We start from the raw sequence: 19,192 nt of genomic DNA, 5'->3' as shown, positions 1-19,192 counted from the left end.
TCACCCATGAAGCAGTTCATGATCTCCGGTGCCGAGGACGCCTCCGTCCAGGAGGTCCCCACGCCGGAGCCCGGCGCGGACCAGGTGCGGATCCGCGTCCAGTACGTCGGCATCTGCGGCTCGGACCTGCACTACTACTTCCACGGTGCCAACGGCGCGTTCGTGGTCCGGGAGCCGCTGGCGCCCGGCCACGAGCTGTCCGCGGTCGTGGACCTGGATCCGAGCGGCGAACTGGCGCCCGGCACCCCGGTGACGGTGCACCCAGCGACCTTCGGTCCGGACGTGGCGGGCATGGAGAACATGCGCCACCTGCGTCCGGGCGGCTCCTACCTGGGCAGCGCGTCCACCTGGCCGCACACCCAGGGGGCGCTCGCCGAGACCCTGCTGGTGGGGCGCGACATGCTCCGCGTCCTGCCCGAGGGGCTGTCGCTGCAGCGCGCCGCGCTGGCCGAGCCGCTGGCGGTCGCGCTGCACGCGTGCACCATGGCCGGCGACCTGACCGGGAAGAAGGTGGCCGTCTCCGGCGCCGGGCCGATCGGGCTGCTGACCGCGTTCGCGGCCAAGGCGCGCGGAGCGGCGTCGGTGTCGGCGTCCGACGTCCTGGACGGCCCGCTCGAGCGGGCCGCGAAGGTGGGCGCCGACGAGGTGTTCAAGGCCGGCGAGGACGGCCTGCCCGCGGGGGCGTTCGACGTGGCGTTCGAGTGCAGCTCGGCGCCGGCGTCCATCGCCACCTGCCTGGCGAGCCTCAAGCCGCGCGGCGTGCTCGCCCAGGTGGGCATGCTGCCCGCCAAGCCCATCGCGCTGGACCTCAGCGCGCTGGTCTCGCGGGAGATCACCTGGGTCGGCTGCTTCCGGTTCGACAACGAGATCGACGAGGCGATCGAGCTGCTCGCCTCGCATCCCGAGGTGGACGCCGTGGTGACCCACGTCGTGTCCGCCGAGGACGCCGTCGGCGCCTTCGCGGTCGCGAAGGACTCCCAGGCGTCCGGCAAGGTGCTCGTCCAGGTGTGGGGAGCCGACGAGCAGTGACGCAGCACACCTCCTCGTCCACGCCGCGCGTGGGGTTCCTGGGACCGGGGCTGATGGGCGCACCGATGGTGTCGCACATCGCCGCGGCCGGGTTCCCCACCGCGGTGTGGGCGCGGCGGCCCGAGGCCGCCACCGCCCTGACGGGCGAGAACCTGTCCCCCGCGGCCACCCCGCGGGAAGCGGCGCACGGCGCCGACGTCATCATCGCGATGCTGCCCGACCTGCCCGACCTGGAGGCGCTGCTCGAAGGCCCCGACGGGCTGTGGGCCGGCGTCGCCGCCCCCACCGTGCTGGTGGTGTGCTCGACGGTCTCCCCCGCCGCCGTGCAGGCGTTCGCCGCGCGGGCCGCCTCCGACACCGGCGGCCTGGTGCGCGTCGTGGACGCGCCGGTCAGCGGCGGCGTCGCCAAGGCGTCGGACGGCACCCTGTCGATCCTCGTCGGCGGCTCGGACGCCGACGTCGCGGCCGCGCGTGCTGTGCTCGAGGCCTGCGGGACGCCGATGCACCTGGGCCCCCTGGGCGCCGGCGAAGTCGCCAAGGCCTGCAACCAGCTCATCGTCGGCGCAGAGGTGGCGGCGCTGTCCGAGGCGTCCCTGCTGGCCCGCGACGCGGGCATCGACCTGGCCCAGTTGTTCGACGCGCTGTCGGGCGGCCTGGCCGCCTCGCGCGTGCTGGACCAGAAGCGGGACAAGCTGACGAACGCCGAGTACTCGGCGTCCGGCCCGGCTAAGTTCATGGCCAAGGACCTCCGCTTCGCCGCGGAGGCCGGGGCGAAGACCGACACGCCGACCCCCCTCACCGCGTTCCTCCGGACGCTCTACGACGGGCTCAACGCCGCCGGCCTGGGCGACGCCGACATCGCGGTGATGCAGCGCTACATCGACGAACACCACTAGAGGAGAAAGAGGAGAACGATGGAGAATCGCTATTCCTGTGCCCCGAGCACGTCAAGCGGATGGACACCGAGGAGCTGCGCGAGCGCTTCCTGGTGGAGGACCTGTTCAGCGACGGTGAGGTGCACCTGCTCTACAGCCACCAGGACCGCGTGATCCTGGGTGGCGCCGTCCCGACCGACGGCCCGCTGACCCTGCCGGTCCCGGCCGAGCTGCGCGCGCAGAACTTCTGCGACCGCCGCGAGCTGGGCATCGTGAACGTGGGGCAGGACGCCGTCGTGACCGTCGACGGCACCGAGTACGCCATCAAGAACAAGGGCTGCCTGTACGTGGGCCGCGGCGCCGGCGAGATCACCTTCGCCGCCCCGGGCCGCTTCTACCTGTACTCGGCGCCCGCGCACGCGTCCTACCCGACGACCCTCGTGCAGCCCGGCGAGGGCGACAAGCGCGAGCTCGGCGAGCAGGCGACGTCGAACAAGCGGACCCTCAACCGCTACATCCACCCGGACGGCATCCGGTCGTGCCAGATCTCGATGGGCGTCACCGAGCTGGCCGAGGGCAGCATGTGGAACACCATGCCCGCCCACACGCACGACCGCCGCATGGAGGCCTACCTCTACTTCGACGTGGCCGACGACGCGCGGGTGGTGCACCTGATGGGCGAGCCCGAGGAGACCCGCCACCTGATCGTCGCGAACGAGCAGGCGATCATCTCCCCGAGCTGGTCGATCCACTCCGGCGTCGGCACGCGGGCCTACTCGTTCGTCTGGGCGATGGCCGGCGAGAACCAGGACTTCGACGACATGGACCACCGCACCATCACCCAGCTGCGCTGATCCGGTCCCACGCGGCGCCCGTCCCGGCTCTCGGGGCGGGCGCTTCCGCGTCCCCGCGGGGTCGACGTCAACCTGAGTTGACACCGCGGGGCTGGTCAACCTAGGTTGCTGGACATGGAACCAGCCGAGATCGCCCGGACGGCGGCCGACGCGGCCGACCCCCTCGCCGGGCTGCGCGCGGTGGCCTCGCTGCGCCGGGTCGCGGACATGCTCGAGTCGCAGCAGGTCGAGAACGCCCTGCGCGCCGGCCGCGGCTGGGTGGAGATCGCCGCCGCCCTCGGGGTGACCCGGCAGGCCGTCCACAAGAAGTACGCCAAACGATTCCCGCTCCCCGGAAGGACCCCGCGATGAAGCCCTCCCTCACCCACGCCTGGCTGAGCGCCTCCTGGCGGGAGGCCGAGCGTCAGCGCGCGGACGCCGTGGACGTCGACCACCAGTACCTCGGGCTCCTCGGCGTCGGCGGCGCCGCGGCCAGACTGCTCGGCGGCCACGGGATCACGCTCGCCTCGGCCCGCGAGCGGGCGCGCGAGGCCCTCAGCGACGACCTGGCCGGGCTCGGCCTCGCGTCCGACGCCCTGCCCGAGCCCCTGCCCTTCGCGGCCACCGGTACGGGCGGGTACAAGGAGACGGCGCGCGCCCGCGCGATCACCGACGCGGCCTCCAGGGCGCCCGACACCTTCGCGCTGCTCGTCGCGCTGTTGCAGGAGCCCTCGGGGGCGGTGCGGCGGCTGGTGAACGCCGACGGCGTCGCGCCGCAGGAGCTGGTGGCGCCCCTGAAGGAGGGGTCGACGGACCCGTTCGCGGCGGCCACCGTCCCCGTGGCCCCGGGCCTCCTGCCCGCCCCGGCCTTCGCCCGCGCGGTGGGCTCGTACGTGTCCACGCCGCGCGCCCGGGCCGCGGACCTGCTCGCCGCCCCCGCCGCGCTGCCCTACTTCTCGGCGTTCGGCGAGGGCGACGTCGCCCCCGACGGGCTGAGCGCGGAGCTCGCCCGCGGCTCCCGGTCCATGACGCTGGGCGCCGAACTCGGCCGGGAGGAGGAGCCCGGACGCGACGTGCTCACCTGGACCATGCGGATCCTGCAGGCGCCCCGCCACGCCGGCGAGCCGCTGGGCTACCACCGCTTCACGCTCACGGACGGCCCCGGCGGAACGGACCTGGTGCACGAATACGGCTACCGCACCTTCGGCGTCCTGGGACGGCTCCTGCACCCGCTGACCCGGCATCTGGCGGGCGGCTTCGGCCTGCAGCACCAGCGCTACGCGCTGGCCGCCTACATCAGCGAGACGACCTGAGGCCGTCCGGGCTGCCTGATCCCGGCCCGCGCGACCCGCGGACTTGGGATGATGGCCCCATGCCACACGCCCTGCGCCAGGAACCGTGCCAGTCCCGCTGCGACTGGTCCCCCACCGGAGAGGAGCGCGACGGCGACCTCGTCTTCGCCTGCTCCGGCTGCACGAGCGAGTGGGTGCGCACCGAGGGCTGGACGCCCCGCAACCTCGACGGCTCGATCGCGGCCGCGATCACCGCGGAGCTGGCGCGCTCCTGAGACGCCGACGGCGCCCGTCCCCGAGGGGGCGGACGCCGCGGTCGTGCGTCGGGTCGGCTCAGACGTGCGTGCCGACCGAGCCCAGGTCCTGGCAGGCCTCGACGATGCGGGCCGCCATGCCGGCCTCGGCCTCCTTGCCCCAGGCGCGCGGGTCGTACTTCTTCTTGTTGCCGACCTCGCCGTCGATCTTGAGGACGCCGTCGTAGTTGCTCATCATCCAGCCGGCGACCGGACGCGTGAACGCGTACTGGGTGTCGGTGTCGACGTTCATCTTGATGACGCCGTTGGCGACCGCCTCGGCGATCTCCTCGGGGCTGGAGCCGGAGCCGCCGTGGAACACCAGGTCGAACGGGCGCTCACGACCGTACTTGGCCGCGACCGCGTCCTGGATCTCCTTCAGGACGGCCGGGCGCAGCTTCACCGCGCCGGGCTTGTAGACGCCGTGCACGTTGCCGAAGGTCAGCGCCGTGATGTAGCGACCCTTCTCGCCCAGGCCGAGCGCCGCGGCGGTGGCCAGGCCGTCCTCGATGGTCGAGTACAGCTTCTCGTTGATCTCGTGGGCGACGCCGTCCTCCTCGCCGCCGACCACGCCGACCTCGATCTCGAGGATCTGGTGGTTGGCCGACGTCTTGGCGAGCAGCTCCTCGGCGATGGCGAGGTTCTCGTCCAGCGGCACGGCCGAGCCGTCCCACATGTGGGACTGGAACAGCGGGTTCTTGCCGGCCTTGACGCGCTCGGCGGAGACCTCGAGCAGCGGGCGCACGTAGGTGTCCAGCTTGTCCTTGGGGCAGTGGTCGGTGTGGATCGCGATGTTCACCGGGTACTGCTCGGCGACGACGTGGGCGAACTCGGCCAGCGCGACGGCGCCGGTCACCATGTTCTTGACGGCCTGGCCGGACGCGTACTCCGCGCCGCCGGTCGAGAACTGGATGATGCCATCGCTGTTGGCGTCGGCGAAGCCCTTCAGGGCCGCGTTCAGGGTCTGGGACGACGTGACGTTGATCGCCGGGTAGGCGAAGCCCTTCGACTTCGCCCGATCGATCATCTCGGCGTACACCTCGGGCGTTGCGATCGGCATTTTCTTCTCCTCACGGAAGACAGTTTCTACGTCTTCTATTCTGTCGCATCTTGGTGCGCGTCGCAGCCCGGTCGACCGGTGGACCGGGGCCGCCGAGACGGCGACGCCCACGGGCCGGACAACGAGTACTACAACGCGTCGGACTCCTGTGAGTCTAGCGCTCTGGGGCGGCCCGGCGCTCAGGCGGCCGCCACGCTCCACTCGTGCGCGACCGTGACGTCGCGGTCGATCGGGGCGAGGTCGATCCGGAGGCGGTTCGCCGACAGCGCGCGGATGGCGTTGTCGATCGCCGCGGGGGTCTGGTCGAGCCACTGCAGCGGCAGCGTCCGCCACGTGCCGGCCTTCGAGACGACGACGAGCGTCGCGCTCCCCTTCAGGCGGCCCGGCTTCACCAGGAAGGCGCGGATCGCGTCCCAGGGCACCGGCCCGTCGAGGTAGATGCCGTCGCGGCCCAGGCCCAGCGCGAGCCCCTCGTGCAGCGCCTTGACGTCGCGCTTGGCAAGGTGCGCGGTGATCGCCGACCACAGCAGCAGGGCCACCGAGATGCCCAGGCTGATCCCGAGGATCCACCAGAAGCCCTGCCAGAGGTTCTCCCGGTTCAGCCACCAGATGACCGCCCAGATCGCGACCGAGATGACCAGCCCGATCACGCGGCTGATGACCCGGCCCCGTCGCGCGCGCCAGCGCAGCACCGCGGGCTCGGGATCCATGAGCACCGGGTAGCTGAGCACGTCCATGGCGGCGAGCTTACCGGGCACCTCCGTCCCGCCCCGTTCCCGCGGGGCGAACAGGGGACTCATGCTCCCCGGGTCGTGAGCGGGGGTCGGGCGCGGTGCTGCAGCGACCACTGGTACATGGCGATCGCCGCGGCGGCCCCCGCGTTCAGCGAGCGGGTCGAGCCGTACTGGGTGATGGCCACCAGCGAGGAGCACAGCGCCACCACCTCGTCGGTCAGTCCGGGCCCCTCGGAGCCGAAGACCAGGCAGCAGTCGCGCGGCAGTTCGACGCCCTCGAGCGGCACCGAGCCGGGCAGATTGTCCACGCCGACGGCCGTGACCCGGTGCTCGACGAGCCAGGCGGCGAAGTCGGCCGCGGTCGGGTGGTGGAAGACGTGCAGGTACCGGTCGGTCACCATCGCGCCGCGGCGGTTCCAGCGCCGGCGTCCGAGGATGTGGACGCCCGCGACGTTGAAGGCGTTGGCGGTGCGCACCACCGAGCCGATGTTGAAGTCGTGCTCCCAGTTCTGGATCGCCACGTGCAGCCGCGCGCGGGACGCGTCCAGGTCGGCGACGATCGCCTCGACCGACCAGTAGCGGTACCGGTCCAGCACGTTGCGCCGGTCCCCCTCGGCCAGCAGCTCCGGGTCGAGCCGCGGGTCGTCGGGCCAGGGGCGCGGGTGCGGCCCGACGCCGACGGACGCCGCGGTGGGATCCTCCGGGACGGCGTCCGGGTCGACGAGGGACGCGGCGGGCGGGACTGGCTCGTTCATCGCGGCTCACCCTAGTGGCGTTCCGCGCGCCGGCGTCTCCGCCGCCCCACGGCCGTCGGCCACCACGGCGGCCCCGCCGGACGTTGCCGGGCGGACCCTGCAACCGTCCGGGTGGGGACTTCGGCGGCGCAGGGGCGCCCGGGTACCCTCGATCAGGGCCTCGTCCCCGGAAAGTGAGCGCAGACCATGTCGCAGACCCCGTCCCCCGACGCCACCGGCGCGACGCCGTCCCCCTCGCAGGACGCCTACCTCGACGTCCCCGAGTCGGCCGGCGCCTGGATCGTCCGGCTGCTGAAGGGCATCGCGATCGGGATCGGCTTCATCCTGCCGGGCCTGTCCGGCGGCGTGCTGGCGGTGATCTTCAAGGTCTACGACCCGATGATCCGGTTCCTGGCCAACCTGCGCCACCGCTTCTGGGCCAACGTCCGCTACTTCATCCCGATCGGGATCGGCGGGGTCATCGGCGTCGTGCTGTTCTCGATCGTGGTGGCCGCCGCGTTCGGCCGCTACGAGGCCGCGTTCGTCACGCTGTTCATCGGCTTCGTGATCGGCACGTTCCCGTCGCTGTGGCGCCAGGCGGGCAAGCAGGGCCGCTCGACCAAGGACTGGATCATCCTCGCCGTCGCCGCGGTCGCGATCTTCGCGATCATGCTGGTGGGCGGCCAGTCCGACCTCAGCGTGACCCCGAACATCGGCGTGTGGCTCGGGTCGGGCGCGCTCATCGGCCTGGGCGTCATCGTGCCCGGCATGAGCCCGTCCAACTTCCTCATCTACTTCGGCCTGTACGACAAGATGGCCGCCGGCATCAAGGACTTCGACCCGGGCGTCTTCCTCCCGCTGTTCGTCGGCCTGGTGCTGTGCGTCCTGCTGTTCGCCAAGGGCGCCGACTGGGCCTTCGCCCACCACTACTCGGCGATGTACCACTTCATCCTCGGCATGGTGGTCGGCTCGTCGCTGGCCATCTTCCCCACCGTCGTGTTCACGCAGGCGGCGATCGACAAGAGCGGGCTGTCGCTGCCCGTCTTCCTCCTCAGCTGCGCGGTCATGCTCGCGCTGGGCGTCCTGGCGTCCTGGGCCTTCAGCAAGGTCGAGGACCGCTACTCCGGCGAGCGCGAGGCCATCGACGCCGGGGGCCGGTAGCTAGCGCCCGGACGCCTCGGGCGCCGCCGGGCCCTCGTCGCCGTCCGGGCCCTCGTCGCCGTCGGGCCCCTCGCCCGGTGTCGCCTCTGACACCGGCCAGCGGTCGACCGGCGTCTCGTCGTCGACGGCGATGATCGGCTCGGGGCCGTCGGTGTCGTCCACGGCGTTCCAGCGTCGCTCGGCGAAGTCCGCGACCAGCGCGGTGTCCAGCATCCACACGGCCCGCTGCAGCGCGCGGGCGTCGATCCCCCGCGACGTGCCGAGTCGCGGCTTCACCGCGGGGCCCGCCGGCCCGGCGTGCCGCGCCACCTGGGCGGCGATCCGGTTCAGCTCGTCGGTGATGTCGCGGCTGAGCATCTCCCGCTTCTGCCCACGGTCGGACAGCTCGACCGCGAACTCCTCGTGCTCGTCGATGACCGCGGGGTCCTCGGCCAGCAGCATCGTGCTCGTCGAGCGCAGCAATTGCAGCCCGCGCTGCAGGTCCCCGTCCCCGTACTCGGCGACGGCGGCGCGCAGCATCTCGTTCTCGCCGCGCTTGACCTGCTCGATGAGCAGGATGAGGTGGGCGGCCATCATGCGCTCGGTGCTGCGGGCGCGGAACTCCTCCTCGGTGAGCGGCAGCGTGTTCGGGTCCGCGGCGCTCATCGTGGCGGAGTCCAGGGCCTTCTCGGGCTCGAGCGGAGGCAGGGAGTCCCGCAGCGGGATCGCCTTGATGGCCAGGGTCGCGGCCAGCACGACCAGCGCGAGCCACGGCAGCAGCGCGTAGATGCTGTGCATGGCATCGGCCAGCGCGGCCTTGAGGATGATGACGACGGACTCGGGGAGCTTGGACAGCGCCTCGTGGTTGAGCACGACGTTGGGGTCGATGCCGCCGGGCGGCGCCTCGGAGCGGGCCTTGGGGGTCATCCGCCAGTTGATGCCCGACTGGAGCTGCGAGGTCATGATCGTGCCGGCGACCGCCGTGCCCAGGGTGTTGGCGACGTTGCGGAAGAACTGCAGCGACGACGTCGCGGGCCCGAGATCGCGCCGCTGCACCGCGTTCTGCACGGTGAGCACGTAGAGCTGGAAGGCCATGCCCACGCCGAGCCCGAACAGCGTGGTGAACGCGGTGAGCTGCAGCGACGTCGAGTCGGCGGTGAGGCGCGTCATCAGGACCGTCGCGACCCCCATCAGGACCACCCCGGCCACCATGAACGACTTGTAGCGGCCCGTCCGGGTCGTGAGGTTGCCGATCACGATGCCCATGACGAACAGCCCGACGTTCATCGGGATGAGGATCAGCCCCGACTCGGTCGCCGAGACCCCCAGCACGCCCTGGGCGTACACGGGGGTGTAGATGATGAGGGCCATCAGCCCCATGTTCATGAAGCAGGAGGCCACGACGGACCACGTGAAGATCGAGTTGCGGAACAGGTGCAGCGGCACGATGGGCTCCGCCGCGCGACCCTCGACCCAGACGAAGGCCACCAGGAAGACGGCGCCGACCAGCAGCAGCGCCACGACCATCGGGTCCAGCCAGCCCAGCGTGCCCCCGAAGCTGATGCCGAGAAGCGCCGAGGAGACGCCGATGGTCATGGTCGTGATGCCCGCGTAGTCGACCCGGCGCGGGATGTCGAGCTCGGGCACGTTCATGAACCGGATGACCAGGAACAGCGCGAACAGGCCGACGGGCAGGTTGACGTAGAACAGCCAGCGCCACGTGGACAGGTCGGTGATGATGCCGCCGATCAGCGGGCCCGCCACCTGGGCGGCCCCCATCAGCGCCCCCATGTACCCGGCGTACTTGCCGCGCTGCCGGGGCGGGATGATGTCGCCCAGGATCGTCTGGGACAGGGGCATGAGCACGCCCATGCCCACGCCCTGGATCGCCCGCGACACGATCAGCCACGTGAAGGTCTGGGCGGCGCCGGACAGGATCGAGCCGAACAGGAAGACGACCAGGCCGAGGACGTAGAACCGCTTGCGTCCGAACATGTCGGCCAACTTGCCGCTCACGGGGGTGATGATCGCCGAGACGAGCATCACGATCGTGGACAGCCACGAGTAGTACTGGACGCCGCCGAGCTCCGACACGATCCGCGGGATGGCCGGACTCACGATGGTCTGGCTGATCGATGAGGTGAACATGCCGATCAGCAGGCCGAAGTAGATCCACCTGATCTTCGCGAAATCGAACTCCTGCGCACCCGTCGTCACCGAAGGGACCATACTCCGGGCCACCCGGAACGGGTCATGGGCCGTCTCAGGCGAACAGGTCGTCGAACTCGTCGAGCCGCACCCGCGCCACCGCCGGCGGCGCCTCGGCGCCCTGGGCGGGGACCTCGCCGCGGGACGCCCGCGTGTCGGTCTCGTCCATGAGCGCGCGCGCCTCGGGCGCGAGGAACCGGCTCGGCTTGGTCATAATGAACCGGGCGTTGAAGCTCGTGGGATGCGTGGGCAGGCGCGCGGGTACGTACACGTCCAGGGTGTCGCGGGCCCGGGTGAGGGCCACGTAGAAGAGCCGCTGCTCCTCGGCCAGGCCGTCGTCGCTGCCCAGCGCCATGTCGGAGGGCAGGGCGCCGTCGCAGCCCCGGATCAGGTGCACGGCCCCCCACTCCAGCCCCTTGGCGGAGTGGATGGTGGACAGGGTCACCCAGTCCTCGTCCAGGTGCGGATCCTTGGCCCAGTCGCCCGCCAGGTCGACCGGGTCGATCGCCTGCTCGCCCACGAACGCCCGCAGGTCGGCGTGCTGGGCCGCCGCGCGGGCGACGCCGTCCACATCGGTGACGCGGCGCTGCCAGTCGGGGTAGTGCTGCCGCAGCAGCGGGTCGACCGCCCCGTGGCAGGCGTCCACGATCGCGGGGACCGCCGTGGCGGCGTCCACCGAGCCCAGCAGCGTCAGGGTGCCCTGGAGGCCCGTCCGGGCGCGGGCCGGCGCCTCGGCGACGGCCTCGGCCGCCCGCTCGGTGCCGCCGTCGGCGAGCATCCGGGCGAGCGAGCGGGCGTGCACCTTGCCGATGCCGCGGTGGCGCCCCAGCAGCCGGTACCAGGACACCTCGTCGGCGGGGTTGAGCACGACGCGGAACGACGCGAGCAGATCCCGGACGTGCGCCGTCTCGAGGTAGCCGATCCCGCCGAACTTCACGAAGGGGATGTTGCGCACCTTCAGCTCGACCTCCAGCAGCGCGCTGTGGCTGCCCGTGCGCATCAGGACGGCCTGCTCGCGCAGGGGCAGGCCGTCGGTGTGGGCGGCCAGGATGCGGTCGGCCACGGTGCGCGCCTCGTCGTCGCCGTTCTCGCACACCACCAGCCCCGGCCGCTCCCCGCGCGCCGCGCGGTCGGCCAGCAGCCGGATCGGGAGGTCGCCGGGACGCGCCTCGTTGGCGAGATCCAGGATCGGCTGGGTCGAGCGGAAGTTCCGCTGCAGCGTGACCAGGCGCGAGCCCGGGAACGAGTCGGCGAGGGTGAGCAGGTGCCCGGCGCTCGCGCCGCGGAACCCGTAGATGGCCTGGGCGTCGTCGCCCACGACCGTGAGCCCGGTGCCGTCGGGGGCCAGCCCGTGGACGATGTCGACCTGGAGCTGGTTGACGTCCTGGTACTCGTCGACCAGCACCCAGTCCCAGCGGGCGCGCAGCCGGGCCCCCACGCCGGGATCCCGGACGAGGGCGCGCCACGCGACCAGCAGGTCGTCCAGGTCGAGCAGGCCGCGCTCGCGCTTGCGGGCCGCGTAGTGGCGCAGGAGTTCGACGATCTGGTCGGCGCTGTCCAGGGCCCAGCCGAACTGGTCGGCGATGACGGCGCGGGCCGGCGTCCCGGTGTTGACGGCGCGCGAGCAGATGTCGGCGATCGCCCGGGTCGTCGGAAGCCGACGCTGCGTGCCGTCTAGGCCGTGCTCGTCGCGCAGCAGGTCGAGCAGGTCGATGACGTCGTCGGGGTCGAGCACCGTGACGTCGCGCAGCCCCAGGTGCTGGGCGTACTCCGCGACCACCCGGTGCGCGACCGCGTGGAAGGTGCCGCCCGCGATCCGCTGCGCGGCCTGCGGGTCGCTGCACAGCGCGGCGGCCCGGCTCGTCATCGACGCCGCCGCCCGGCGCGTGAACGTCAGCAGGAGGATGCGCTCGGGCGGCACGCCGGCGTCCAGCAGCCGCGCCACCCGCGCCGTGAGCACCCGCGTCTTGCCCGTGCCGGCTCCGGCCGCGACGATGAGCGGACCGTCGCCGTGCTCGACCGCCTCGCGCTGCGGGCCGTCGAGGCCCTCGGACCAGTCGTTCGTCATCACCGTGGTCACGCTAGGCGCGGGGTCCGACAGTTTCGCCGCGGCGGCCGGACTAGCATGCCCCCATGGACGCCGAAGCCGCGGTCACGCACCCCGACGACACGGGCGCGCGTCCCGGCGCCCCCGGCGACCCGACGCCGCCCCGTGAGGCGCTCATCGGCGGGATCGTGGGCCAGCTGCAGGGGCTCTCGCTGGTGGCGGACCAGATCGGCGCCGCCTTCGCCTCCCGGCAGTCGCTGGCGAAGTCCGACTTCCGCGCCCTGACCGCGATCCACCGCGCCGAGCGCGACGGCCACCCCCTGACGGGCGGCCAGCTCGCCCACGAGCTGCACCTGACGCCGGCGGCGGTCAGCTACCTGGTCGACCGGCTCGCCGAGTCCGGGCACGTGTGGCGCGATCCGGACCCGCACGACCGGCGCCGGGTGCGGCTGCGCATCGGGGAGAAGGGCCTCGAGGTCGCGACGGCGTTCTTCGGCCCGCTGCGGCACATCCACGAGGACGCCCTGGCGGCGTACAGCACCGACGACCTGGCCCTGTGCGTCCGGTTCCTGGCCGACGTGAACGCGTCGCTGACGGACTTCGGGCGGAACCTGCCCGAATAGTTCAATCCTCGAACCGTTCAGTTTTTGAACGATCGCGCGTATGCTCGGGCGCGTGACCACATCGGCGAACAAGCTCTGGGCAGCCCCGATGACGCTCTACCTTCTGGGCATCTTCATGGGCGCCATCGACACCGGCATCGTGACGCCGGCGCGTCCGATCATCGCGACCCACCTCGGGGTGGACGAGGCCTCCGGCATCTGGATGATCACGATCTACACGCTCGCCTACGCGGCGGCCATCCCGATCATGGGCAAGCTCGCCGACCGCAACGGACGCAAGCCGATCTACCTGCTCTCGATCTCGCTGTTCGGCGTCGGCTCGCTGCTGTGCGGCCTGTCCCAGGACGTCGGGAGCTTCGAGATGCTCATCGCCGCCCGCGCCCTGCAGGCCGTCGGCGGCGGCGGCATCCTCCCCATCGCGACCGCCGAGATCGGGACCGAGGTGCCCAAGGAGCGCCGGGGCCTGGCACTGGGCCTGGTCGGGGCCGTCTACGGCGTGGCGAACATCTTCGGCGCGTCGGCGGGCAGCCTGATCCTGAACATCGTCGGGAACGACAACTGGCAGTGGATCTTCTACGTCAACGTCCCCATCTCCCTGGCTATCGTGGGCGCCGGGGTTCTGCTGCTGCCGAACCACCGCGGCGAGCCGACACCCATCGACGTGTGGGGCAGCATGCTCCTCGTCGCGATGATCCTGGCGCTGCTCTACGGGCTGCGGAACCTGGACTACCTGGACGTGACGGGCAGCGTGACCAGCACCGACGTGTGGCCCTACCTGGCCGCGTTCGTCGTGCTGTTGCCGATCCTGATCCTGGTCGAGCGGCGCGCGGCCGACCCGGTGCTCAACCTGAGCTACTTCACCGATCGCGGCATCGCCCTGACGCTGCTGCTCTCGCTGCTCAGCGGCGTGATCCTGATGGGCGTGGTGTTCGTGCCCCAGTTCGCCGAGAACTCGCTGCGCCTGCCCGCGGGCAGCGGCGGCTACGTGGTCATCGCGCTCGGGCTGACGTCCGGCATCGGGGCTCCGCTCTCGGGGCGACTCACCGACCGGTTCGGCGCCAAGCCCGTCCTGGGCTTCGGCCTGCTCGTCAGCGCGATCGCCGCCGCCTGCATCGTCTGGTGGGCGATCCCGTCCCCGTCGCTGACCAGCGTCATGGTCTCGCTCGGCCTGGTCGGGCTGGGGTTGGGCTTCGTCATCGGCTCGCCGCTCAACTACATGATGTTGGAGCGGACGCGCGAGGAGGAGTCCAGTTCCGCGCTGGCCACCCTGTCGCTGGTCCGCTCGATCGGCACGACGCTGGCCCCCGCGGTGATGGTCGGGTTCCTGGCCCAGGCCGGCGTGGTCGTCCAGGACGACGTCACCGGCGTGCTGCCCACCCGGGTCGCCGTCCCCGCCCTGCCGCATGCGGCCGAGCTGAAGCGCACGCTGACCGCCTGGCAGCAGGACCCCGACCTCAAGGACAAGGTCGCGGGCATCGACCTGTCCGCCCTCGACACCACCGAGGTCACCATCGACACCGCGGGCGGCGGCTCGCTGCCCCAGGACCTCACCGACGAGTTGCGCAACGCCGACGTCACGACGATCGTCGGGGTGTCCGAGCATGTCGCCGAGACGATGTTCGACCAGGAGACGCCCGCCACGGTCGCCACGATCCAGGCGGGGGTGCAGTCCGGCATCGACGGGCTGGACTCCGGCGTGACGAGCATGGACGCCGCGGCCTCCGACATGGCCGACGGACTGTCCGACATGGACGACAAGCTCCCCGGCATGACCGACGGCATCGACCAGATGACCCGCAAGCTGTCCGACATGGACGCCGCCCTCGCGAAGATGTCCCGGGGCGTGACGGGCCTGGACTCCGCCGCGTCCGGCATGCGCGCCGGCGTGGCCGGGCTCGACCGCGCCGTGGCCGGCATGGACGCCGGCCTGGCCCAGCAGCGGGCCGCCCTCGCCCAGGCGGAGCGGGGCATCGCCGCCGCCCAGGCCGCGGCCGCCGCGCACGCCGGGCCGCCCGCCTCGATCCCGGGGACGCCCGGCATGCCCGGTGCTCCCGGCGCCGCCCCGCAGCCCCCCACAGGCATCCAGGCCCCCACGGCCGCCCCGCTCCGCGCGACCCGGGACGGATCCCGGCCGCCGCTGACCGCGAGCCCGCACGCCGCCACGGCGACGCCGACGCCCACCGCAACGGCGACGCCCACCCCGACCGCAACGGCGACGCCGCGCGCGACCGCCACCCCGACCCCGACGTCCAGCCCGACCCCGACGCCGAGCGCCACCGCCACTCCGACGCCGACGCGCACCCCGAGCGCAACACCGACGCCGAGCGCGACAGCCACACCGAGCGCCACGGCCACTCCGACGCCGAGCACCACGGCTACGCCCACGCCGACGGCGAGCCCCACTCCGACGCCCACGCCGACCGCCACACCCACCCGAAGCCGACCGCCACGCCCACGCCGACACCCACGGCCACGCCCACGCCGTCCCCCACAGCCTCCCCCACGCCGACCGGTCCCGCGACGCCGACGGGCGCCCCGACCGCGCCCGCGCCGACCACACCGGCCGGCCCGCCCGCCGGCATGCCCGACCTGCAACAGGCCATGGCCCAGCTGAACGGGCTGCGCGCGGCGATCGCCGACCTGCAGGGGCAGCGCGACGCCGCGGCCGCCCAGCGGGACGTCCTGCGCGGCCAGCTGGCCACCGTCACCGCGCAGCGCGCCGAACTGGCGTCCGCCCGCGCGCAGCTGGAGCAGGGACGCGCGGCGCTCGCCGGCGCGCGGGACGACCTGCGGGCCGGACGCACATCGGTCGAGCAGGCCCGTCACGATCTGGCCGCCAGCCGCGCCGCCCTCCTGGAGAAGCGCGACGAGCTGGCCACCACGCGGGGCCAGCTCGTCGAGTTGCGGGATGCGGTGCCGGGGACGTTCGACCAGGCGCTGGTCGCCTACCGGTCCGAGATCCGGGCGGCCGGGCCGCAGGTCGAGCAGGCGTTCCAGCAGGGGCTGAACCGCGGCTTCGCCGGGATCTACCTCCTGCTGGGCGGCTCGTCCATCGCCGCGCTGGGCGCCCTCACGCTCGTCGGACGCCCGCGCGGTTGATCACCGCTGCGGGCCGCCCTCGGGGCGCGGGTCCGTCGGGGTGTCGCCGCCCTCGGGCGTCCCGCCCTGGGGCTGGTCGGACGGCGCGCCGTAGTTCGGCGTCTGGTAGCCCTGCTGCTGCGGGCTCTGCTGACCCTGGTCCGGGGCCTGGTAACCCTGCTGCGGGGGCTGCTGGCCGTAGTTCGGAGCCTGATAGCCCTGCTGCTGCGGCGGCTGCTGGCCATAGTTCGGAGCCTGGTAACCCTGCTGCTGCGGCGGCTGCTGGCCATAGTTCGGAGCCTGGTAACCCTGCTGCTGCGGCGGCTGCTGGCCGTAGTTCGGCGCCTGGTACTGCTCCTGGGGGGCCGGCTGGCCGAGGTTCGGGGCCTGCTGGCCGTAGCGGGACGGGTCGTTCTGCGGGTTGGGCAGCTCGTTGCCGTGCTGGGCGCCCACCTGCCCCTGCTGCTGCGGCGTGTCGCCCCGGTAGGAGATCTCACCGAAGTTCACGTCCGGCGCGCGCCGCACCTCGGGCTCGTTGACCTCGAAGTAGGTCGCCTTCTCGAACTTGAACATGTTCGCGATGACGTTGGTCGGCACCGACTCGATGCGCGTGTTGTAGTTGCGCACGTTGGCGTTGTAGTACCGGCGGCCCGCTGCGATGCGGTCCTCGGTCTCGGCCAACTGGCGCTGCAGCTCGATGAAGTTCTGGTTGCTGCGCAGCTCCGGGTACGCCTCCACGCTGACCATCAGGCCGCGGACGGCGGTGCTCAGCTGCTCCTCCGCCTGCGACCGGGCCGCGGACGGGGCCGCGCCACCTTCGGCAGCGGCGAGCTGCTGGGCCTGCGAGCGCAGCCGGACGATGCCCTCGAGCGTGTTCCGCTCGTGCGCGGCGTAGGCGCGGACCGTCTCCACCAGGTTGGGGATCAGCTCGTAGCGACGGTTGAGTTCGACGTCGACCTGACGCCAGGACTCCTGGATCAGGTTGCGTTCCCGGATGAAGCCGTTGTAGGCCGCGAAGGCCCAGGCACCGCCGGCGACGACCACGACGAGGATCAGGATCAATAGGAACTCCATGGCGTCACACTAGCCGGTGCGCCTCCGGCGGCGACACGGCCGCGTCCAGGACACGCCCCGGATCCTTTCCCGGGCGGGACGCCTCAGGTGAGCCCCCGAGCCGGGCGCCTCAGGCGAGCCCGAGGTCGTCCAGACCGACGGCGAACCGGTACGGCAGCCCCGCGGCCTCGATCTTCTCCCGGACGCCGGTGTCACGATCCACGATGGTCGCGACCCCGACGACGATGCCGCCGGCCTCCTGCACCGCCTCGACGGCCTGCATGACCGAGCCGCCGGTCGTGGAGGTGTCCTCGACGACCAGCACGCGACGTCCGGCGACCTCGGTGCCCTCGATGCGGCGCTGCAGGCCGTGGGCCTTGGACTCCTTGCGGACGACGAACGCGTCGAGGCGCTCCCCCGCCGCGGCGGCGGCGTGCAGCATGGCGACCGCGACCGGGTCGGCGCCCAGCGTCAGGCCGCCCGCCGCCTCGAAGTCCCAGTCCGCCACGAGCTCGCGCATCACCCTGCCGACGAGGGGTGCCGCGGCGCCGTCGAGCGTCACACGGCGCAGGTCGACGTAGTAGTCGGCCTCGCGGCCCGAGGCCAGGATCACCTTGCCGCGGACGACGGCGAGGTCGGAGATGTGGTCGATGAGCGCGCTGCGGTCGGACATGGCGCTCAGCCTAGTGCGAGGCCGCGGCCGCCTACTTCTGCGCGGCGTCGGTGAGCGTCGCGAACGCCGCGGTCCGCGAGGCCGAGCCGACCAGGTCGTGCGCGGTGGTCAGGGTCAGGAGCGCCTGGGTCGGGCGCACCTCGGGACGGCCGGGGACCGGCTGGATCACCCAGGTGTCGCCGGTCGCGACCGAGGCCACCGCGGGGTCGGCGGCCCGGTACGTGAAGCGGTGCGTGGCGGTCTCCACGACGATCTCGTCGCCGGGGGCGAGGCGCGCCAGGCCGGAGAACGGGCCGGACACCCCGCCGTGACCCGCCACCGCGAAGTTCCCCAGTTCGCCCGGCGCGGCCGTCCCGGGGTACCAGCCGACGCCGCGCCCCAGGATCGAGGCGTCCGCGCCGACGAGCACCGGCCACTCCTGCCCGCCCAGAGCGGGGACGCTCAGCACGGCGATCGCGGAGCCGGTCGCCAGGGGGTCGGGTCGACCGGCGCGGCCGGCCTCCCAGTCGGCGCGCAGCCCGGCGACCGTGCGGTCGGCGTCCGCGGGCGGCACGGGTGGGCGCAGGACCAGGTCCCACACCGACCAGCCGAGCGCGCCCAGCGCCAGGACCAACACGACCAGGCCCGTCAGCGTGATCGCCCGCGGCCGGCGGCGCCGCGGCGGCGCGTCGACGGCGCGCGCGGGGCCGGCGGGATCGGAGGTCACGGGTGCGAGTATGCCAGTGGGTCAGGAGAACCAGGTGCCCCGGCGCGGGACCGGGGACGCCTGCGCGTCCGCGTCGGTGAACGGCTCGGCGTCGCCGATCCAGTCCACCACCTCGCGGCCGGCGAGGAACCGGTACGGGAACGCGGCGCGCGCGGCCGTGCGCGACAGTTCGGTGGCCGGCAGGGGTCCGTTGGAGGCGACCACGACGAGATTGCCGAACCGCCTGCCCTTCCACACCGGCGTCTCGGCGCTGATGATCAGCGAGCGGTGCACCGCCCGGACGCCCGCCACGAAGCGGCGCGCCCAGCCGAACGGGGCGCGGTCGGTCACGTTGGCGACGAACACCGCGTTCGGACGCCGCCGCGCGGCCACCTCGGCCAGGAACTCGGCCGTGGCCAGCGCGGGCGGGACTCGGGCGCCGTCGAAGGCGTCCAGGATCAGGGCGTCGTGGTAGTCCGGCGGCATCGCCTCGAGCCCGGCGCGCCCGTCCACCGTGCGCACCTTGATGCCCGAATGCCGCGGCAGCGGGATGAGGCGCCGGACGTCCTCGACCAGGTCGGCGTCCGGCTCGCACACGACCTGCGCGGTGCGTGGCCGCCGCGCGGCGACGTAGCGCGGAATCGTGAGCCCGCCGCCGCCCAGGTGCACGATCCGGAGCCGCTCGTCGGCGGGTCGGGCGAGCACGGTGGCGTCGAGCGTCTCGCAGATCCGCTGCACGTACTCGAACTCCAGGTGCAGCGGATCCTCGGGCACCACCCAGGACTGGGCGGTGTCGCCGGCCATGACGCGGAAGGCGCCGCCGTGGAACGGGTCG

The 19,192-nt window shown here is 72.8% G+C and carries 19 protein-coding genes; 10 read left to right on the top strand and 9 right to left on the bottom strand.

Annotated features, from left to right (window positions below; translation table 11 throughout):
• Positions 1-6: 6 nt before the first annotated feature.
• The 6 genes from G7070_RS11015 (at position 7) to G7070_RS10990 (ending at position 4,304) form a co-directional block, all read left to right on the top strand.
• Positions 7-1,029, top strand: coding sequence for an L-idonate 5-dehydrogenase (locus G7070_RS11015; RefSeq protein WP_166233781.1), 1,023 nt, complete (start codon positions 7-9; stop codon positions 1,027-1,029).
• Entirely contained in the window at positions 1,026-1,925 is a 900-nt protein-coding gene (locus tag G7070_RS11010; protein ID WP_246227032.1) for an NAD(P)-dependent oxidoreductase, read from the top strand. Before G7070_RS11015 ends, G7070_RS11010 begins: the two co-directional genes overlap by 4 nt.
• A gap of 59 nt (positions 1,926-1,984) precedes the next feature.
• On the top strand, positions 1,985-2,758 hold the full coding sequence (gene kduI, locus G7070_RS11005; protein ID WP_166233780.1) for a 5-dehydro-4-deoxy-D-glucuronate isomerase: 774 nt from the start codon (positions 1,985-1,987) through the stop codon (positions 2,756-2,758).
• Positions 2,759-2,872: 114 nt separating this feature from the next.
• The gene (locus G7070_RS11000) at positions 2,873-3,109 is read left to right on the top strand and encodes a hypothetical protein (protein WP_166233779.1); all 237 of its coding nucleotides are present in this window, start codon (positions 2,873-2,875) and stop codon (positions 3,107-3,109) included.
• Positions 3,106-4,050 carry a hypothetical protein gene (locus tag G7070_RS10995; RefSeq protein ID WP_166233778.1) on the top strand — a complete coding sequence of 315 codons (945 nt, stop codon included), beginning with the start codon at positions 3,106-3,108 and terminating at the stop codon, positions 4,048-4,050. The genes G7070_RS11000 and G7070_RS10995 overlap by 4 nt, the downstream gene beginning before the upstream one ends.
• A gap of 59 nt (positions 4,051-4,109) precedes the next feature.
• Positions 4,110-4,304: a hypothetical protein gene (locus G7070_RS10990; RefSeq protein ID WP_166233777.1), complete on the top strand. Its 195-nt coding sequence runs from the start codon at positions 4,110-4,112 to the stop codon at positions 4,302-4,304.
• Between the two features lie 58 nt (positions 4,305-4,362).
• Here G7070_RS10990 and fbaA read toward each other — a convergent pair whose 3' ends face one another.
• The 3 genes from fbaA to G7070_RS10975 form a co-directional block, all read right to left on the bottom strand.
• Positions 4,363-5,382 (bottom strand): class II fructose-bisphosphate aldolase, encoded by a 1,020-nt coding sequence (gene fbaA, locus G7070_RS10985; protein ID WP_166233776.1) that lies wholly within the window; start codon positions 5,380-5,382, stop codon positions 4,363-4,365.
• 179 nt (positions 5,383-5,561) lie between these two features.
• Positions 5,562-6,182 carry a hypothetical protein gene (locus G7070_RS10980; protein ID WP_166233775.1) on the bottom strand — a complete coding sequence of 207 codons (621 nt, stop codon included), beginning with the start codon at positions 6,180-6,182 and terminating at the stop codon, positions 5,562-5,564.
• On the bottom strand, positions 6,179-6,871 hold the full coding sequence (locus tag G7070_RS10975) for a TrmH family RNA methyltransferase (protein WP_166233774.1): 693 nt from the start codon (positions 6,869-6,871) through the stop codon (positions 6,179-6,181). The genes G7070_RS10980 and G7070_RS10975 overlap by 4 nt, the downstream gene beginning before the upstream one ends.
• 186 nt (positions 6,872-7,057) lie before the next feature.
• Between G7070_RS10975 and G7070_RS10970 the strand changes: the two genes are divergently transcribed.
• Complete coding sequence (locus tag G7070_RS10970) at positions 7,058-8,011, top strand: DUF368 domain-containing protein (RefSeq protein WP_166233773.1); 954 nt, start codon at positions 7,058-7,060, stop codon at positions 8,009-8,011.
• Here the strand turns inward: G7070_RS10970 and G7070_RS10965 are convergent, their stop codons facing one another.
• The gene (locus G7070_RS10965; RefSeq protein ID WP_166233772.1) at positions 8,012-10,207 is read right to left on the bottom strand and encodes an MDR family MFS transporter; all 2,196 of its coding nucleotides are present in this window, start codon (positions 10,205-10,207) and stop codon (positions 8,012-8,014) included.
• Positions 10,208-10,253: 46 nt separating this feature from the next.
• Positions 10,254-12,266, bottom strand: coding sequence for an ATP-dependent helicase (locus G7070_RS10960; RefSeq protein WP_166233771.1), 2,013 nt, complete (start codon positions 12,264-12,266; stop codon positions 10,254-10,256).
• A gap of 65 nt (positions 12,267-12,331) precedes the next feature.
• Here G7070_RS10960 and G7070_RS10955 point away from each other — a divergent pair, with 65 nt between their 5' ends.
• From G7070_RS10955 to G7070_RS10945, 3 genes are read left to right on the top strand one after another with little or no spacing between them, the layout of a single operon-like run.
• Complete coding sequence (locus G7070_RS10955) at positions 12,332-12,868, top strand: MarR family winged helix-turn-helix transcriptional regulator (RefSeq protein WP_166233770.1); 537 nt, start codon at positions 12,332-12,334, stop codon at positions 12,866-12,868.
• Between the two features lie 52 nt (positions 12,869-12,920).
• Positions 12,921-15,482 (top strand): MFS transporter, encoded by a 2,562-nt coding sequence (locus tag G7070_RS10950; protein WP_206079737.1) that lies wholly within the window; start codon positions 12,921-12,923, stop codon positions 15,480-15,482.
• Positions 15,449-15,967, top strand: coding sequence for a hypothetical protein (locus G7070_RS10945; protein ID WP_166233769.1), 519 nt, complete (start codon positions 15,449-15,451; stop codon positions 15,965-15,967). Before G7070_RS10950 ends, G7070_RS10945 begins: the two co-directional genes overlap by 34 nt.
• Here G7070_RS10945 and G7070_RS10940 read toward each other — a convergent pair whose 3' ends face one another.
• The 4 genes from G7070_RS10940 to G7070_RS10925 form a co-directional block, all read right to left on the bottom strand.
• Positions 15,968-17,020 (bottom strand): LemA family protein, encoded by a 1,053-nt coding sequence (locus G7070_RS10940; protein WP_166233768.1) that lies wholly within the window; start codon positions 17,018-17,020, stop codon positions 15,968-15,970.
• Between the two features lie 109 nt (positions 17,021-17,129).
• Positions 17,130-17,672, bottom strand: a complete 543-nt coding sequence (gene pyrE / locus G7070_RS10935) for an orotate phosphoribosyltransferase (protein WP_166233767.1) — start codon at positions 17,670-17,672, stop codon at positions 17,130-17,132.
• Positions 17,673-17,703: 31 nt separating this feature from the next.
• Complete coding sequence (locus G7070_RS10930) at positions 17,704-18,378, bottom strand: sortase domain-containing protein (RefSeq protein WP_166233766.1); 675 nt, start codon at positions 18,376-18,378, stop codon at positions 17,704-17,706.
• 21 nt (positions 18,379-18,399) lie between these two features.
• Positions 18,400-19,161, bottom strand: a complete 762-nt coding sequence (locus G7070_RS10925; protein ID WP_166235198.1) for a spermidine synthase — start codon at positions 19,159-19,161, stop codon at positions 18,400-18,402.
• Positions 19,162-19,192: the final 31 nt, after the last annotated feature.

Source organism: Propioniciclava coleopterorum (genome assembly GCF_011393335.1).
GTDB classification, from domain to species: Bacteria; Actinomycetota; Actinomycetes; order Propionibacteriales; family Propionibacteriaceae; genus Propioniciclava; species Propioniciclava coleopterorum.
Note: the sequence above shows the minus strand (reverse complement) of the source record. Positions and strands in the feature narration are given on the sequence as shown.

Bases quoted from the DNA above. Each gene is read 5' to 3' on its own strand.
- G7070_RS11015 (WP_166233781.1), top strand. From the start codon at position 7: ATGAAGCAGTTCATGATCTCCGGTGCCGAGGACGCCTCCGTCCAGGAG.
- kduI (WP_166233780.1), top strand. From the start codon at position 1,985: ATGGACACCGAGGAGCTGCGCGAGCGCTTCCTGGTGGAGGACCTGTTC.
- G7070_RS11000 (WP_166233779.1), top strand. From the start codon at position 2,873: ATGGAACCAGCCGAGATCGCCCGGACGGCGGCCGACGCGGCCGACCCC.
- G7070_RS10995 (WP_166233778.1), top strand. From the start codon at position 3,106: ATGAAGCCCTCCCTCACCCACGCCTGGCTGAGCGCCTCCTGGCGGGAG.
- G7070_RS10990 (WP_166233777.1), top strand. From the start codon at position 4,110: ATGCCACACGCCCTGCGCCAGGAACCGTGCCAGTCCCGCTGCGACTGG.
- fbaA (WP_166233776.1), bottom strand. From the start codon at position 5,382: ATGCCGATCGCAACGCCCGAGGTGTACGCCGAGATGATCGATCGGGCG.
- G7070_RS10980 (WP_166233775.1), bottom strand. From the start codon at position 6,182: ATGAGTCCCCTGTTCGCCCCGCGGGAACGGGGCGGGACGGAGGTGCCC.
- G7070_RS10975 (WP_166233774.1), bottom strand. From the start codon at position 6,871: ATGAACGAGCCAGTCCCGCCCGCCGCGTCCCTCGTCGACCCGGACGCC.
- G7070_RS10970 (WP_166233773.1), top strand. From the start codon at position 7,058: ATGTCGCAGACCCCGTCCCCCGACGCCACCGGCGCGACGCCGTCCCCC.
- G7070_RS10960 (WP_166233771.1), bottom strand. From the start codon at position 12,266: ATGACGAACGACTGGTCCGAGGGCCTCGACGGCCCGCAGCGCGAGGCG.
- G7070_RS10955 (WP_166233770.1), top strand. From the start codon at position 12,332: ATGGACGCCGAAGCCGCGGTCACGCACCCCGACGACACGGGCGCGCGT.
- G7070_RS10945 (WP_166233769.1), top strand. From the start codon at position 15,449: ATGCCCGACCTGCAACAGGCCATGGCCCAGCTGAACGGGCTGCGCGCG.
- G7070_RS10940 (WP_166233768.1), bottom strand. From the start codon at position 17,020: ATGGAGTTCCTATTGATCCTGATCCTCGTCGTGGTCGTCGCCGGCGGT.
- pyrE (WP_166233767.1), bottom strand. From the start codon at position 17,672: ATGTCCGACCGCAGCGCGCTCATCGACCACATCTCCGACCTCGCCGTC.
- G7070_RS10925 (WP_166235198.1), bottom strand. From the start codon at position 19,161: ATGGCCGGCGACACCGCCCAGTCCTGGGTGGTGCCCGAGGATCCGCTG.